The 14414-nt window shown below is 74.3% G+C and carries 15 protein-coding genes and 1 riboswitch; of the genes, 6 read left to right on the top strand and 9 right to left on the bottom strand.

The window, feature by feature from the left end; all coding sequences use genetic code 11:
* Positions 1 to 8: 8 nt before the first annotated feature.
* Positions 9 to 200, top strand: coding sequence for a ferredoxin (locus A4V12_RS06005; protein ID WP_064068219.1), 192 nt, complete (start codon positions 9 to 11; stop codon positions 198 to 200).
* Positions 201 to 317: 117 nt separating this feature from the next.
* A complete protein-coding gene (locus tag A4V12_RS06000; RefSeq protein WP_064068218.1) occupies positions 318 to 1064 on the top strand; it encodes a TetR/AcrR family transcriptional regulator in 747 nt (248 codons plus the stop codon).
* Here the strand turns inward: A4V12_RS06000 and A4V12_RS05995 are convergent.
* Positions 1030 to 2409 carry a metallophosphoesterase gene (locus A4V12_RS05995; protein ID WP_423563611.1) on the bottom strand — a complete coding sequence of 460 codons (1380 nt, stop codon included), beginning with the start codon at positions 2407 to 2409 and terminating at the stop codon, positions 1030 to 1032. The two genes, A4V12_RS06000 and A4V12_RS05995, sit on opposite strands and share 35 nt — an antisense overlap.
* 13 nt (positions 2410 to 2422) lie before the next feature.
* On the bottom strand, positions 2423 to 2674 hold the full coding sequence (locus tag A4V12_RS05990) for an SCO4848 family membrane protein (RefSeq protein WP_064068161.1): 252 nt from the start codon (positions 2672 to 2674) through the stop codon (positions 2423 to 2425).
* An 85-nt stretch (positions 2675 to 2759) separates the two neighbouring features.
* On the opposite strand from A4V12_RS05990, the gene A4V12_RS05985 reads away from it, so the two are divergent.
* Positions 2760 to 4058 (top strand): D-alanyl-D-alanine carboxypeptidase family protein, encoded by a 1299-nt coding sequence (locus tag A4V12_RS05985; protein ID WP_350497998.1) that lies wholly within the window; start codon positions 2760 to 2762, stop codon positions 4056 to 4058.
* Here the strand turns inward: A4V12_RS05985 and A4V12_RS05980 are convergent.
* From A4V12_RS05980 to A4V12_RS39890, 4 genes are read right to left on the bottom strand one after another with little or no spacing between them, the layout of a single operon-like run.
* A complete protein-coding gene (locus tag A4V12_RS05980) occupies positions 3973 to 4893 on the bottom strand; it encodes a YihY/virulence factor BrkB family protein (RefSeq protein ID WP_064068160.1) in 921 nt (306 codons plus the stop codon). The genes A4V12_RS05985 and A4V12_RS05980 overlap by 86 nt on opposite strands.
* The gene (locus A4V12_RS05975; RefSeq protein WP_079136845.1) at positions 4881 to 5324 is read right to left on the bottom strand and encodes a GtrA family protein; all 444 of its coding nucleotides are present in this window, start codon (positions 5322 to 5324) and stop codon (positions 4881 to 4883) included. The genes A4V12_RS05980 and A4V12_RS05975 overlap by 13 nt, the downstream gene beginning before the upstream one ends.
* A complete protein-coding gene (locus A4V12_RS05970; protein WP_064068216.1) occupies positions 5285 to 6196 on the bottom strand; it encodes a decaprenyl-phosphate phosphoribosyltransferase in 912 nt (303 codons plus the stop codon). The genes A4V12_RS05975 and A4V12_RS05970 overlap by 40 nt, the downstream gene beginning before the upstream one ends.
* Positions 6189 to 7226: a phosphatase PAP2 family protein gene (locus A4V12_RS39890; RefSeq protein ID WP_423563607.1), complete on the bottom strand. Its 1038-nt coding sequence runs from the start codon at positions 7224 to 7226 to the stop codon at positions 6189 to 6191. Before A4V12_RS39890 ends, A4V12_RS05970 begins: the two co-directional genes overlap by 8 nt.
* Before the next feature lie 163 nt (positions 7227 to 7389).
* On the opposite strand from A4V12_RS39890, the gene A4V12_RS05960 reads away from it, so the two are divergent.
* Positions 7390 to 8757 carry an FAD-binding oxidoreductase gene (locus A4V12_RS05960; RefSeq protein ID WP_064068158.1) on the top strand — a complete coding sequence of 456 codons (1368 nt, stop codon included), beginning with the start codon at positions 7390 to 7392 and terminating at the stop codon, positions 8755 to 8757.
* Positions 8758 to 8767: 10 nt separating this feature from the next.
* Complete coding sequence (locus A4V12_RS05955; protein ID WP_064068157.1) at positions 8768 to 9538, top strand: decaprenylphospho-beta-D-erythro-pentofuranosid-2-ulose 2-reductase; 771 nt, start codon at positions 8768 to 8770, stop codon at positions 9536 to 9538.
* Between the two features lie 28 nt (positions 9539 to 9566).
* Here A4V12_RS05955 and A4V12_RS05950 read toward each other — a convergent pair whose 3' ends face one another.
* The 3 genes from A4V12_RS05950 to glyA form a co-directional block, all read right to left on the bottom strand.
* The gene (locus A4V12_RS05950; RefSeq protein ID WP_064068156.1) at positions 9567 to 10157 is read right to left on the bottom strand and encodes a 2'-5' RNA ligase family protein; all 591 of its coding nucleotides are present in this window, start codon (positions 10155 to 10157) and stop codon (positions 9567 to 9569) included.
* Between the two features lie 206 nt (positions 10158 to 10363).
* Positions 10364 to 11377 (bottom strand): tryptophan--tRNA ligase, encoded by a 1014-nt coding sequence (gene trpS, locus A4V12_RS05945; protein WP_064068155.1) that lies wholly within the window; start codon positions 11375 to 11377, stop codon positions 10364 to 10366.
* Positions 11378 to 11612: 235 nt separating this feature from the next.
* Positions 11613 to 12890 (bottom strand): serine hydroxymethyltransferase, encoded by a 1278-nt coding sequence (gene glyA / locus A4V12_RS05940; protein WP_064068215.1) that lies wholly within the window; start codon positions 12888 to 12890, stop codon positions 11613 to 11615.
* Between the two features lie 37 nt (positions 12891 to 12927).
* A riboswitch (ZMP/ZTP riboswitch) is annotated at positions 12928 to 13019 on the bottom strand.
* A 108-nt stretch (positions 13020 to 13127) separates the two neighbouring features.
* Here glyA and rocD point away from each other — a divergent pair.
* Entirely contained in the window at positions 13128 to 14330 is a 1203-nt protein-coding gene (gene rocD, locus A4V12_RS05935) for an ornithine--oxo-acid transaminase (RefSeq protein WP_064068154.1), read from the top strand.
* The last annotated feature ends 84 nt before the right edge of the window (positions 14331 to 14414 follow it).

Here is a 14414-nt window from a genome sequence, read left to right as displayed (position 1 = left end):
TGAACCCCATGGACATTCTGATCGACAAGGGCGTCTGCATCGGTGCGGGGCAGTGCGCCCTGACCGCGCCGGACGTCTTCACCCAGGACGACGACGGCTTCAGCGAACTGGTGCCCGGGAGGGAGGACGGTGCCGGCAGCCCGCTCGTGCGCGAGGCGGCCCGGGCGTGCCCGGTGAGCGCCATCAAGGTGGCGCCCTGACGGCGGGGCACCCCGGGCGGCGGGCGGTGGCGGACCTCGGCGCACGGGCGGCTTGAACCGGTTCAAACCGGGAGGCTACAGTCAGGCTGCTCGAGCACCCCGAAGGACGTGAACGACGTGACGGACGCCCCGGCGCCGAAGCCCGCCCGGCCCGCCAAGGCCCCCAAGGCCGAGCAGACCCGCACCCTCATCCTCGAGACCGCGCTCCGGCTGTTCCAGGAGCGCGGTTACGACCGGACGACGATGCGGGCCATCGCCCAGGAGGCGGGGGTCTCCGTCGGCAACGCCTACTACTACTTCTCCTCCAAGGAACACCTGGTCCAGGGGTTCTACGACCGGCTGGAGGCCGAGCACACGGCCGCCGTCGAGCCCGTCCTGGCGGGCGACCGGGACCTGGCGGTACGGATCCGCGACACGCTGCTGACGTGGCTGGACGTGGCGGAGCCGTACCACCCGTTCGCCACCCAGTTCTTCAAGAACGCCGCCGACCCGGACAGTCCGCTCAGTCCCTTCTCGCCCGAGTCGGTCGCCGCCCGCGAGGCGGCCATCGCCATCCAGCAGCGGGTGCTGTCGGGCTCCGACACCAAGACCGCTCCCGAACTGGCCGCGCAGCTGCCCCACCTGATGTGGCTGATGCAGATGGGGCTGGTGCTGTTCTGGGTGTACGACCGGTCGCCCGGCACCGAGCGCAGCCGCCGCCTCGTCGTCCGCACCGCTCCCCTCGTCGCCCGGACGATCGCGCTCTCCCGGTTCCGGGTCCTGCGGCCGCTGGTGCGGCAACTGCACGAGGTGCTGGAGGAGTTCCTGCCCCGCACGGTGACCGGCGCGGCTACGCCTGCTTCGACGCCAGCTCCACGACCGTGATGTCGGACGGGGCGCCGACGCGGACCGGCGGCCCCCAGGCGCCCGCGCCGCGCGACACGTACAGCTGTGTGTCGCCGTACCGTTCGAGCCCGGCGACGGTGGGGTTGGCCAGCTCCGCGAGGAAGTTGCCGGGCCAGAGCTGACCGCCGTGGGTGTGGCCGGACAGCTGCAGGTCGACCCCGTGCTCCACGGCGTCGTGGATGACGACCGGCTGGTGGGCGAGGAGCACCGCGGCGCGCGCCCGGTCGCGGTCGCCGAGCGCGGCGGCGAAGTCCGGGCCGTCGCCGTAGTTCTCGCCCGCGACGTCGTTGACCCCGGCGAGGTCGAAGCCGGCGATCTCCACGCGCTCGTTGCGCAGCGGGCGCATGCCCAGCTCGCGGACGTGGTCCACCCACTCCTCGGCGCCGGAGAAGTACTCGTGGTTTCCGGTCACGAAGAAGGAGCCGTCACGGGCTCGGAGCTCCGCGAGCGGTTCGGCGGCCCGCCCCAGGTCCTCGACACTGCCGTCGACCATGTCGCCGACGACGGCGACGAGATCCGGCTGGGTGGCGTTGATGGCGTCCACGATGCGCCGGGTGTGGGCCCGGCCCAGGATGGGGCCGAGGTGGATGTCGCTGACCACGGCTATCCGGTAGCCGTGCGCGCCGCGGGCCAGCTTCGCGAGCGGCACGGTGACCCGCTTGACCCGGGGCCCGCGCAGGACGCCGTACGTCCCGTGGCCCACGGTGCCGAGCGCGGCGGCCGCGGCGGCGCCGCCGACGACGCGCGAGACGAACAGCCGCCGGGACGGTCCGGCCGCCCCGGGCGAGGCGGGTGCCCCGTCCGTCCCGTCCGCACCGTCCGTCCCGGGGGACGCCGGGGCCTCGGATGCCCCGGATGCCTCGGGCGCCTCCTTGGCCTCGGACGGCGCGGGCGCACCGGCCGTCGCCCGCACGGGCGCGGCCGACACGGGCGCGGCCGACACGGGCGCGGCCGACACGGGCGCGGGCGCCGCCGCGCCGGCCGTGCCCGGGGCGGTGGCGGCGGCCCGGCGGTCGAGGGCCCGCAGGAGCAGGGGCCGGACCGCCTCGCCCACCACCAGCGCGAGCACCACGTACAGCAGGAGCGCCAGCCACAGGAAGCCGGGCCAGGCCAGGGCCTGCTGGAGCGGGAACGGCACTCCGGCCCGTCCGGCCGTCAGCGCGCCGAGCGACAGCAACGGCAGCACAATCAGGGCAACGGTGCCCAGCCGCCGTGCCGGCCCTCCCGGGACGGTGACGTCGCGCACCAGGCGCCGCCAGACGTACCAGTGCACGACCCCAAGCAGGCCGACGACCAGGACGAGCACCAGCGAGACGAGCAACACCAGCCCCTACCCCCTATTCGACGCGCGTGTCGCGGCGCGAAGCGCGGACACCACGCAACCCGATGACGCCCACCACCGTCCCCAGAACAAAGGACGTGATGGCGAGCAGCAGATGAACCCAGAAGTAGGCAGTCGGGTCGCCCGCGTCGTCGAAGGCGAGACCGCTCCCGTCGTTCCAGAGATTCTTGACGAAAGTGATCCAGATGAACCAGCTCCACACCCCGAAAGCGAGCAGGAACCAGGAGGCGGAGCGGCTGAGCTTCATGCGTTCAGTATCGCCGCCGCCGGTCGAGGGGCTCGTGCGGGGTGTGGTGTCCGCCGCCCCAGGGGCTCCCTGTACGTTCTCGACCGTGTCAGCTCTGAAGAAGACCGTGTCGACGGTCGCCGCCGCCGCGCTGCTGCCCGTCCTCGCCGCCGCCCCGGCCCTCGCCGCCCCCGCGCCGGACAAGGACGAGCAGCCCAAGCCGCCCGCCGTCATGTCGACGGTCGGCGGGGCGAAGCTCGGCAGGCCCGGCACCCAGGTGAACCTCGCCCCCGGGGTGCCCGTGCTGCCCAAGGAGGTCACGGGCCGCTCCTGGATCGTGGCGGACGCGGAGAGCGGTGACGTGCTCGCCTCGCACAACGCCCACTGGCGGCTGCCCCCGGCGTCCACCCTGAAGATGCTGTTCGCGGACACGCTGCTGCCCAAGCTCCCCCGGAACCGGTCGCACGTGGTCGCGCCCGAGGAGCTGGCGAAGGTCGGCCCGGGCTCCAGCCTCGTCGGCGTGAAGGAGAAGCAGGCGTACACCGTCCACGACCTGTGGCTGGGTGTCTTCCTCCGCTCCGGCAACGACGCCGTCCACGTGCTGTCGGCGATGAACGGCGGCATCGCCAGGACGGTCCAGGACATGAACGCCCGCGCCGCCGAGCTCCAGGCGCTCGACACCCACGTCGTCTCGCCGGACGGCTACGACGCGGTGGGCCAGGTGTCGTCCGCGTACGACCTGACGCTCATCGCGCGCAGCGGCATGCAGAACAAGGACTTCCGGGAGTACTGCTCCACCCCGCGCGCGAAGTTCCCCGGCGAGGTCAAGCCCGGCAACAAGAAGCGCTCCACCTTCGAGATCCAGAACACCAACCGGCTGCTGACCGGCGACTTCGGCATCCCCGCCTACCAGGGCATCGCCGGGGTGAAGAACGGCAGCACGACGCACGCCGGCGCCACCTTCACCGGGGTGGCCGAGCGGGGCGGCAAGGTGCTGCTGGTCACCGTCATGAACCCGTCGGCCAAGGAGGGCCACGCCGTCTACAAGGAGGCGGCCCGCCTGCTGGACTGGGGCTTCTCGGCGGCCGGCAAGGTACGGCCGGTCGGCGAGCTGGTGCCGCCGAAGTCGGCGGCGACCGGCAGCGGGACCGGCGAGAGCGGCGGGGCCGGGCAGACCGGGCCGGGCGGCGGCGACCAGGCGGCCGGTGACGGTGACGGCGGGACGACGGTCGCGGCGGCGGGCGGCGCCAGCGGGGCCGGGACGGCGCTGACGGTGGCCGGCGGGGTGCTGGTGCTGCTGGCCGGCGGGTGGTTCGTGGTCAACCGGCGGTGGCCGCTTCCCGATCTCGTACGACGTCGTCGTCAGTCCGGGTCCGGGTCCGGGTCCGGGTCCGGGAGCGAGTAGCGGTCCAGGCGGCGCAGAACAGCAGCAGCTTGGCGGTGAAGTTGATCCACAGCAGGAGCGCCACGGGCACCCCGAACGCCCCGTACATCGACTTCGCCGCCACGCCCTTCATGTAGCCGCCGAGCAGCAGCTTCAGCGCCTCGAAGCCGACCGCGCCGATCAGCCCCGCCACCACCAGACGGCGGCGCGGCGGCTGGACGCCGGGCAGCAGCGTCAGCACGTACAGCAGGATCAGGAAGTCGGCGAGGACGGCGGCGGCGAGCGCGGCGGCCTGGAGCAGCACGCCGCCGGCGCCGCTCCCGGAGATGCCCAGCCGGTCGGCGGTCCAGCCGACGGCGGTGGAGCCGAGGCCGGAGGCGGCGAACGAGGCCAGACCGGTCAGGCCCAGGCCGAGCAGGATCACGGCGTCCTTGGCCTTGCGGACGACGGGGTTGCCCTCGTCGCAGTCGTCGGTCCCCCACACGGCCCGCAGGCAGTCGCGCATGGAGCCCACCCAGCCGATGCCGGTGAACAGGAGCAGGGCGCCCGCGACGAGGCCCACGGTGCCGGCGTTGGCGACGAGCGCGTCGAGGTCCAGCTGGTCGGAGATCCCGGGGACCTGTTCGGCGATCCTCTCCTCCAGGTCGCGCAGCTGCGCGTCGGTCAGGAGCGCGGCGCCGACGGCGGCGGCGACCGTGATCAGCGGGAAGAGCGCCAGGAAGCTGATGAAGGTGATGGCGGCGGCCAGGCGGGTCCAGTGGGCGTGGTCGAGGGTCTCGTACGAGCGCCAGGCGTGCGTGCGCATCAGACGCGCGGCCCACGGGCCGATGACGGGGAGCTTGGTCAGCCAGTCCATGACGTGTCCCTACCCCGTGGCCCGAAGACGAGCGTGCGGGTCCCCCAGAAGCGGACGCCGGTGGCCAGGACCATGCCCACGCCCAGCCCGGAGACGGTGTCGGCCAGCGGTGAGGTGAGGCCGAGGCCGTAGTGCGACACGCCGAGGCACGCGAGCTGCACGGCGGCGCCGGCGAGGTTCACCCCGAAGAACGCCCCGTACTGGCGCAGGTGGAGGCTGCGGCGGCGGTACGTGCCGAGGGCGTTGCCGAGGTAGGCGACGGTGCAGCCCGCGAGGAAGGCGAGGGCCTTGGCGGGCAGGGGGGCGAAGTGCGGCCGGAGCGCGAGGAAGAGCGCCAGGTCGGCGGCGTACGCCACGCCTCCGACGAGCAGGAACCCGAGCGCCTCCCGCCTCACGGGTCCGCCACCGCCATCCCGTACATCGCCAGCCAGGCGAGGCCGATCACCGCGAGGGGGCGGTCGCGCAGGACGACGTCCTCGGGGGCGCCCGCGGTGCCGCGGTCGGCGAAGACCGCGTAGCGCAGGACGCCGAGGATGAAGGCGACGGTGGACAGCTGGCGCCAGGTGCCGCTGTGCTCCAGCGCCCAGAGGCAGTAGCCGAGCACGGCGACACCGGCGGCGAGCTGCCAGACGAAGCGGAGGTAGCCGGTGGTGTACTCGGTGAGCAGGACGCGGGTCCGCCCCGCCCGCCCGGCCATCTGGACGGCCTCGGAGTAGCGCTTGGCGGCGACCATGAAGAGGGCGCCGAAGCCGGTGGTGATGAGGAACCAGCGCGAGAGCGGGATGCCGAGCGCCACACCGCCGATCATGGCGCGCATCACGAAGCCGGTCGTGACGACGGCGAGGTCGACGACGAGGACGTGCTTGAGGCGCAGGCAGTAGGCGAGTTGCATCACGAGGTACGCGGCCAGCAGCGCGGCCGTCAGGGCGTTGCACAGCGTGGCGGCGCCGAGGAGCGCGGCGACCGCGAGGAGGCCGCCGGTGCCGTACGCCACGGGGACGGGGACCTCCCCGGCGGCCACGGGGCGGCGGCACTTGACCGGGTGGGCGCGGTCGGCCTCGGCGTCGCGGGCGTCGTTGACGAGGTAGACGGCCGCCGCCGCGGCGGTGAACAGCACGAAGACGATGCCCAGTTGGAGGGCGGTGTGCCGGGACACCAGCTGCCCGGCGGCGGCGGGGGCGGCGGCCACGAGGACGTTCTTGACCCACTGCCGGGGGCGCGCGGCCCGGACGAGCCCGAGGGGCAGCAGGACCATGGGGGGCGCCGGGCGCGTGACGGCCCCCGCGACGGTCGGCTCACCCATGGCGGCCACCGGTCCGCGGGGCGGGTGCCCCGCCTCTGGAGAAACGATCCTGCACCGGGGTCGGCGCCCACCGGTGGCCCACCCGGGCCGTCACGGCCCCCAGCAGGGCGCCGGCCAGCACGTCGGTCGGGTGGTGGACGCCCAGCACCAGTCGCGACAGGCACATCGCGGCCGCCACCGGCACCCCGGCCCAGCGCGCGCCGGGCCGCACCGCCGCGAACGCCACGGCGGCGGCGGCCGCGGAGGCGGCGTGCGAGCTGGGAAACGCGTACCGCCCGACGACCGGCCGGAACGCCCCGCCCGGCCGGCCACCCGGGGCGGCCGGGTACCCGGGACGGGGCGCAACGGTCCCGCGCCGGACGGCGGAAGGCTCGGCCTCGTGCCCGGAGGTGGCGGACGGGGGCGTGGGCTGGGGTCCGGGTTCGGGTCCGGCGGACGGGGGCTCGGGCTCGGGTGCGAGGGGTACAGGGGCCGGGTCGGGCTCGGGCTCTGCGGGCGCGCGGTCGGGCGCAGGTTCCGCCGATGCGGGAACGGGAGCGGGCGGGCACGCCGTGACCGGCCCGGTGACGGTCACCGTCAGCGGCGCCCGCCGGCCGCGCGCGTTCGGCCCGGCACCGGCGCACGCCCCGGGCACGGGCCCACCGCAGCAACCGGCGGCCGGGGACCCCGGCCCGGCGGGCGCGGTGGCGGACACAGGCACGGGCACGGACACGGGCCCCGGCCCGGCGGCCCGGCCGTGCGGAGGCGCTGCGGGCGGGACCGGGCGGGGGCGCCGGACCAGGTGCTTCAGGGCGGAGCCCGTCAGGTGCGCCGCGGCCGTCAGGGCGGTGGCGCGCAGCCACGCGCCGCGTCGCGGGCGGTCGGCCGCCGCCGCGGCGAGCCCCGCCGCGAGCCAGAGCGCGGCGTGCTCGCCCGTGAGCGAGAGCGTCCGCGCGGTCGCCGCCACCGCCGGCCTGCGGCGGCCGAAGCCGTGCAGCACGTCCAGGAGCCGACGATCGGCGCCCTCCCACCGGGTGCCCGCCTTGCGCATGCTCCGCCACCCCTTTCGTCGTCCACCGACGACTCTGGCGCCCCGGACGCCGCAGGACGCGGCAATCTTTCATGACACTCGTTTAATCACCCATTTCGGCGAGCCGGGCGACTCAGCCGACAAACCGCACGAACAACGCAAGTACGGCGATACGGTCGCGTTCATGTCCGACGCCGAGACCTCCACCGAACCGGCCGGGCCGGTGACCGGCTGGGGCCGTACCGCCCCGTCCGTCGCCCGCCTCGTCCGCCCCCGCAGCTACGAGGAAGCGGCCGCCGCCGTCCGCGCCTGCGGCACGCGCGGGGGCATCGCCCGCGGGCTCGGCCGGGCGTACGGCGACGCGGCGCAGAACGCGGGCGGTGCCGTGCTGGACATGACCGGCCTCGCCCGGATCCGCTCCATCGACGCGGACGCCGGGCTCGTGGTGTGCGACGCGGGTGTCAGCCTGCACCGCCTGATGGAGGTGCTGCTGCCGCTCGGCTGGTTCGTCCCGGTCACCCCCGGCACCCGCTACGTCACCGTCGGCGGGGCCATCGGCGCCGACATCCACGGCAAGAACCACCATGTCTCGGGCTCCTTCGGCCGCCACGTACGCGCCTTCGACCTGCTCACCGCCGACGGCACCATCCGCACCGTCCTGCCGGGCACCGACCTGTTCGACGCGACCACCGGCGGCATGGGGCTGACCGGTGTGATCCTCTCCGCGACCGTGCAGCTCCTGCCCGTCGAGACGTCCCTGATGTCGGTCGACACGGAACGCGCCACCGACCTCGACGACCTGATGGCCCGCCTGACCGCCAACGACCACGGCTACCGCTACTCCGTCGCCTGGATCGACCTGCTGGCGCGCGGGGCCGCCACCGGCCGGGCCGTGCTCACGCGGGGCGACCACGCCCCGTACGACGCGCTCCCCCGGCGGGCCCGGCGCGACCCCCTCGCCTTCCGCCCCGGCCGGCTGCCGGCCGCCCCGGCGTTCGTCCCGGACGGGCTGCTCAGCCGCCCAGCCGTCGGCCTGTTCAACGAGCTCTGGTACCGCAGGGCGCCCCGCCACCGCACCGGCGAGCTCCAGCGGCTGTCCGCCTTCTTCCACCCCCTGGACGGGGTCCCGCACTGGAACCGGGTGTACGGGCGCGCCGGCTTCGTCCAGTACCAGTTCGTCGTCGGGTACGGGCGGGAGGACACCCTGCGCCGCATCGTGCGCCGGATCGCGCGCCGGGGCTGCCCGTCGTTCCTCGCGGTCCTGAAGCGGTTCGGCGAGGGCGACCCCGGCTGGCTGTCCTTCCCCATGCCCGGCTGGACGCTGGCGCTGGACATCCCGGCCGGGCTCACCGGCCTCGGCGCGTTCCTCGACGAGCTCGACGAGGAGGTGGCGGGCGCGGGCGGGCGCGTCTACCTCGCCAAGGACTCCCGGCTGCGCCCGGACGCGCTGCGCGTGATGTACCCGCGTCTGCCGGACTTCCTCGACCTGCGCGCCGAGCTGGACCCGCGCGCGGTGTTCACCTCGGACCTCGCCCGCCGCCTCGGCCTGTAAGGAGTACGTCATGAAGGACGCCTTCGGCGCCCCCCAGTCCCTGCTCGTCCTCGGCGGCACGTCCGAGATCGGCCTCGCCACCGCCCGCCGCCTCGTCGCGAGGCGCACCCGGACCGTCTGGCTGGCCGGCCGCCCCTCCCCCGACCTGGAGGCCGCCGCGGCCGCACTGCGCGGGCTGCGCCCGGAGACGGACGCGGTGACGGTCCGCACGGTCCCCTTCGACGCGCTGGACCCGTCGGCGCACGAGGAGGCGCTGGGGAAGGTCTTCGCGGAGGGCGACGTCGACATGGTGCTGCTCGCCTTCGGCGTCCTGGGCGACCAGGGGCGCGACGAGGCGGCGCCGCTCGCCGCCGTGCGCGTCGCCCAGACCAACTACACCGGCGCCGTCTCGGCCGGTCTGATCTGCGCCAACGCGCTGCGCGCCCAGGGCCACGGCTCGCTGGTCGTGCTGTCGTCGGTGGCCGGTGAACGCGTCCGGCGCGCCAACTTCATCTACGGCTCCAGCAAGGCCGGCCTGGACGCCTTCGCCCAGGGCCTGGGCGACGCGCTGCACGGCTCGGGCGTCCACGTGATGGTGGTCCGGCCCGGCTTCGTCCGCACCAGGATGACGGCCGGGCTGACGGAGGCACCGATGGCGACGACCCCGGAGGCGGTGGCGCACGCCATCGAGCAGGGCCTGTGGCGCCGCTCGGAGACGGTGTGGGTGCCGGGCGCGATGCGCCTGGTGATGTCGGCGCTCCGGCACGTCCCCCGCACGGTCTTCCGCCGCCTGCCGCTGTGAGCCGACCGCCGCCGCGGGGCGCCGGCGGTCAGGAGCGCGTGGCGGCCGGCTCGTCCACGGGTGAGCCCTGCGCGGGCACGGACGGCGCCGGGCGGCCGGCCCCGAACTCGTACTCGGACAGCTTCCGCCACACCCCGTCGGAGCCCTGCTCGTACAGGGCGAACGAGCCGACGGTCCACGCCGCCTCGAAGTCGGCCAGCTCCTCGTAGGCCCGGTCCATCGCGTCCTCGGCGATGCCGTGCGCCACGGTCACATGCGGGTGGTACGGGAACTGGAGCTCCCGCTCCAGCGGGCCCGACGCGTCCCGCACCCGCTGCTGGAGCCAGGAGCAGGCCGCCGCGCCCTCCACGACCTGGACGAAGACGACCGGCGACAGCGGCCGGAACGTCCCGGTGCCGGACAGCCGCATCGGGAACGACCGGCAGGCCGCCGCCACCTCGGCGAGGTGCGCCCGGACCGCCGGCAGCCGCGCCGCTTCGACCTCGGTCGGCGGCAGGAGCGTGACGTGCGTGGGGATGCCGTGCGCGGCGGGATCACCGAAGCCCGCGCGCTGCTCCTGGAGCAGGCTGCCGTAGGGCTCCGGGACCGCGATCGAAACGCCGAGCGTTACGGTCCCCACGTCGTTCTCCTCAAGTGTCGGTTCGGTCGTCGCCGGTCGGTTCGTCGTCTGTCGTCTTCTGCCGGTGGCCGGTGACCCGGTGGCCGTCCGCCGTGCCGTCAGCCGCCAGTGTGGCGGCTGGACCCGTCGTGTGACCAGAGCCGTCGGGCCGGACTCCGGAGCAGCGCCGGTGGGACGCCGGGTCCCGTCCGGCGCTCACGCCGGTCTCAGTGCTTGGCGGGCAGGAAGCCCACCTTCTCGTAGGTCTGCGCGAGCGTCTCCCCGGCGACCGCGCGGGCCTTCTCCGCGCCCTTGGCCAGGATCGAGTCCAGCGTCTCGGGGTCGTCCAGATATTCCTGCGTGCGGGTCCTGAAGGGGGTGACGAAGTCGACCATGATCTCGGCCAGGTCGGTCTTCAGCGCGCCGTACATCTTGCCCTCGTAGCTCCGCACCAGGTCGGGGACGGAGGTGCCGGTGAGGGTGGACATGATCGTCAGCAGGTTGCTGACGCCCGGCTTGTCGACGGGGTCGAAGCGGATCACGGTGTCGGTGTCGGTCACCGCGCTCTTCACCTTCTTCGCGGTCGCCTTCGGCTCGTCCAGGAGGTTGATCAGGCCCTTCGGGGTGGAGGCGGACTTGCTCATCTTGACCGCCGGGTCCTGGAGGTCGTAGATCTTCGCCGTCTCCTTCAGGATGTACGGAGCCGGGACCGTGAACGTCTCACCGAAACGGGCGTTGAATCGCTCGGCGAGGTCGCGGGTCAGCTCGATGTGCTGGCGCTGGTCCTCGCCGACGGGGACCTCGTTGGCCTGGTAGAGCAGGATGTCCGCGACCTGGAGGATCGGGTACGTGAACAGCCCGACCGTGGCGCGGTCCGCGCCCTGCTTGGCGGACTTGTCCTTGAACTGCGTCATGCGGGAGGCCTCGCCGAACCCGGTGAGGCAGTTCATGATCCAGCCGAGCTGGGCGTGCTCGGGGACGTGGCTCTGCACGAAGAGCGTGCAGCGCTCGGGGTCGAGGCCCGCGGCGAGCAGCTGGGCGGCGGCGAGCCGGGTGTTGGCCCGCAGCTCCGCCGGGTCCTGCGGGACGGTGATCGCGTGCAGGTCGACGACCATGTAGAACGCGTCGTGGGACTCCTGGAGCGCGACCCACTGGCGGACCGCGCCGAGGTAGTTGCCGAGGTGGAACGAGCCGGCGGTGGGCTGGATCCCGGAGAGCACGCGAGGACGATCAGAGGCCATGTCCCTCATTCTCTCAGCTACCGCCGACAGGTCGGGAACCGTCGTATGAGACGAGCGACACAGGCCCGTCGCGCCCGCCCGCGGCGGGCCCGGGCGGCCGGGGCGCGTGGGCGCCCCGGGCCCGTGCGGGCCCGGGGTCGGGGGCGGTTCCGGGCGCGGGGAGCGGGCGGCCGGGGGCGGGCCCGGGAGGACCTGGCACCCCCGCCCCACGGGGGGCGGGGGTGCCGGGAGCGGGTCAGGTGGGGATGCCGGGGGCCGGGTGGGCGGACATCAGCTCGGCGACCTCGGCGCGGATGACGGCCAGCGCGGCCTCGTCGCCGGTGCGGGCCGCGGTGACACCCCGGTCGATCCAGTCGGCGACGGCCGCCATGGCCTGTGTACCGAGGCCCCGGGAGGTCAGGGACGGGGTGCCGATGCGGATGCCGGAGGGGTCGAAGGGCTTGCGGGGGTCGTAGGGGACGGTGTTGTAGTTCACGACGATCCCGGCCCGGTCCAGGGCCTTCGCGGCGACCTTGCCCGGCACGTCCTTGGGCGTGAGGTCCATCAGGATCAGGTGGTTGTCCGTGCCGCCGGAGACCAGGTCGAAGCCGCGGGCGAGGAGTTCCTCCGCGAGGGCCCTGGCGTTGGCCACGACCTGGTGCGCGTAGTCCCGGAAGGAGGGCTGGGCCGCCTCGCGGAGGGCGACGGCGATCGCGGCGGTGGTCTGGTTGTGCGGGCCGCCCTGGAGGCCGGGGAAGACCGCCTTGTCGACGGCCCTGGCGTGCTCCTCGCGGCACATCAGCATCGCGCCGCGCGGGCCGCGCAGCGTCTTGTGGGTGGTGGTGGAGACGACGTCGGCGTGCGGCACGGGCGACGGGTGCGCACCGCCCGCGATCAGGCCGGCGATGTGCGCGACGTCGGCGACCAGGACGGCGCCCGCCTCGCGGGCGATCTCCGCGAAGGCGGCGAAGTCGATGGTCCGGGGCAGGGCGGTGCCGCCGCAGAACAGGATCTTGGGCCGCTCCTTGAGGGCCAGCTCCCGCACCTCGTCGAAGTCGACGAGCCCGGTGTCCCGGCGTACGCCGTACTGGACGCCGCGGAACCAGGTGCCGGTCGCGGAGACGCCCCAGCCGTGGGTGAGGTGGCCGCCCATGGGCAGGGCCATGCCCATCACGGTGTCGCCGGGCTGGGCGAAGGCGAGGTGCACGGCGAGGTTGGCCGGGGAGCCGGAGTAGGGCTGCACGTTGGCGTGGTCGACGCCGAAGAGGGCCTTGGCCCGGCGGACCGCGAGCAGCTCCACCTGGTCGATGTTCTGCTGGCCCTCGTAGTAGCGGCGGCCCGCGTAGCCCTCGCTGTACTTGTTCTGCAGGACGGTCCCGGACGCCTCCAGGACGGCCCGGGAGACGTAGTTCTCGCTGGGAATCAGCCGCAGGGTGTCGGCCTGGAGCCGCTCCTCCGCGCCGACGAGGGCGGCGAGTTCGGGATCGGCGGCGGAGAGGGCCGGGTGGTGGGCGGGCAGGGGAAGGCTGGTCATGGCGTCCTCCGAGGGGGCCGGCAGCACGGACGAGGTCTTCGGGTGCCCAGGCGGGCGGCACCCTCGTGTGGTCTGCCGCGCACGGCTCCCCCGGGGTCGCTTCCCCGTACGCCAGTCGCCGTGCGTACCCGTCACCCTAGCGGCCACCGCCCCAGCGAGGTTTCCCCGTCCGCATGGCGAGCGACGATAGAAAGGGGCGCCACCACCGCCCCACGCCGCAGGACGAACGGAGATCCCGTGTCGAGCACACAAGAGGCGATCGCTTCCGCGGAGGCGCACAGCGCGCACAACTACCACCCGTTGCCCGTCGTCGTCTCCTCGGCGGACGGTGCCTGGATGACCGACGTCGAGGGCCGCCGTTACCTCGACATGCTCGCCGGCTACTCGGCGCTCAACTTCGGGCACGGCAACCGGCGGCTCATCGAGGCCGCGAAGGCGCAGCTGGACCGGGTGACGCTGACGTCACGGGCGTTCCACCACGACCGGTTCGCCGACTTCTGCGCGCAGCTCGCCGAGTTCTGCGGCATGGAGATGGTGCTGCCGATGAACACCGGGGCGGAGGCGGTGGAGACCGCCGTGAAGACCGCCCGCAAGTGGGGGTATCGCGTCAAGGGCGTGCCGGACGGCATGGCGAAGATCATCGTGGCGGCGGACAACTTCCACGGCCGTACGACCACGATCGTCAGCTTCTCCACCGACCCCGAGGCGCGGGCCGACTACGGCCCCTACACACCGGGGTTCGAGATCGTGCCGTACGGCGACCTCGCCGCGCTGGACCTCGCCATGACCGACAACACCGTGGCCGTGCTGCTGGAGCCGATCCAGGGCGAGGCCGGGGTGCTGGTGCCCCCGGACGGCTACCTGCCGGCGGTCCGGGAGCTGACCCGGCAGCGGGACGTGCTGTTCGTCGCGGACGAGATCCAGTCGGGCCTGGGCCGCACGGGCCGCACGTTCGCGTGCGAACACGAGGGCGTGGTCCCGGACATGTACGTGCTGGGCAAGGCGCTCGGCGGCGGGGTCGTCCCGGTGTCGGCGGTCGTGTCGAGCGCGGCGGTGCTGGGTGTCCACCGGCCGGGCGAGCACGGCTCGACGTTCGGCGGCAACCCGCTGGCGTGCGCGGTGGCGCTGGAGGTGCTGGCGATGCTGCGCACCGGCGAGTACCAGCAGCGGGCGGCCGAACTGGGCGACCACCTCCACCACGAGCTGGGGCTGATGGTCGGCGGCGGGGCGGTGGAGGCCGTGCGCGGCCGTGGCCTGTGGGCGGGCGTCGACATCGTGCCGGCCCTGGGCACGGGCCGGGAGATCTCGGAGAAGCTGATGGACCGCGGGGTCCTGGTCAAGGACACCCACGGCTCGACGATCCGGATCGCCCCGCCCCTGGTGATCAGCAAGGAGGACCTCGACTGGGGGCTGGAGCAGCTGCGCCAGGTCCTCCGCTGACCGTTCGCCGTCGCTCCTCCGGCCCGCCCCCGGGCGGGCCGGGGCGGTGCGGGTCGTCGCCGGGCGGGTCGTGGGGGGCGGGGC

The organism is Streptomyces noursei (genome assembly GCF_001646665.1).
Classification (GTDB): Bacteria; Actinomycetota; Actinomycetes; order Streptomycetales; family Streptomycetaceae; genus Streptomyces; species Streptomyces lavendulocolor.
Note: the sequence above shows the minus strand (reverse complement) of the source record. Positions and strands in the feature narration are given on the sequence as shown.

Coding starts and splice junctions, on each gene's coding strand:
- A4V12_RS05955 (WP_064068157.1), top strand. CDS start 8,768: ATGAAGGACGCCTTCGGCGCCCCCCAGTCCCTGCTCGTCCTCGGCGGC.
- A4V12_RS05990 (WP_064068161.1), bottom strand. CDS start 2,674: ATGAAGCTCAGCCGCTCCGCCTCCTGGTTCCTGCTCGCTTTCGGGGTG.
- trpS (WP_064068155.1), bottom strand. CDS start 11,377: ATGGCCTCTGATCGTCCTCGCGTGCTCTCCGGGATCCAGCCCACCGCC.
- glyA (WP_064068215.1), bottom strand. CDS start 12,890: ATGACCAGCCTTCCCCTGCCCGCCCACCACCCGGCCCTCTCCGCCGCC.
- A4V12_RS39890 (WP_423563607.1), bottom strand. CDS start 7,226: ATGCGCAAGGCGGGCACCCGGTGGGAGGGCGCCGATCGTCGGCTCCTG.
- A4V12_RS05980 (WP_064068160.1), bottom strand. CDS start 4,893: ATGGACTGGCTGACCAAGCTCCCCGTCATCGGCCCGTGGGCCGCGCGT.
- A4V12_RS05960 (WP_064068158.1), top strand. CDS start 7,390: ATGTCCGACGCCGAGACCTCCACCGAACCGGCCGGGCCGGTGACCGGC.
- A4V12_RS06005 (WP_064068219.1), top strand. CDS start 9: ATGGACATTCTGATCGACAAGGGCGTCTGCATCGGTGCGGGGCAGTGC.
- A4V12_RS05970 (WP_064068216.1), bottom strand. CDS start 6,196: ATGGGTGAGCCGACCGTCGCGGGGGCCGTCACGCGCCCGGCGCCCCCC.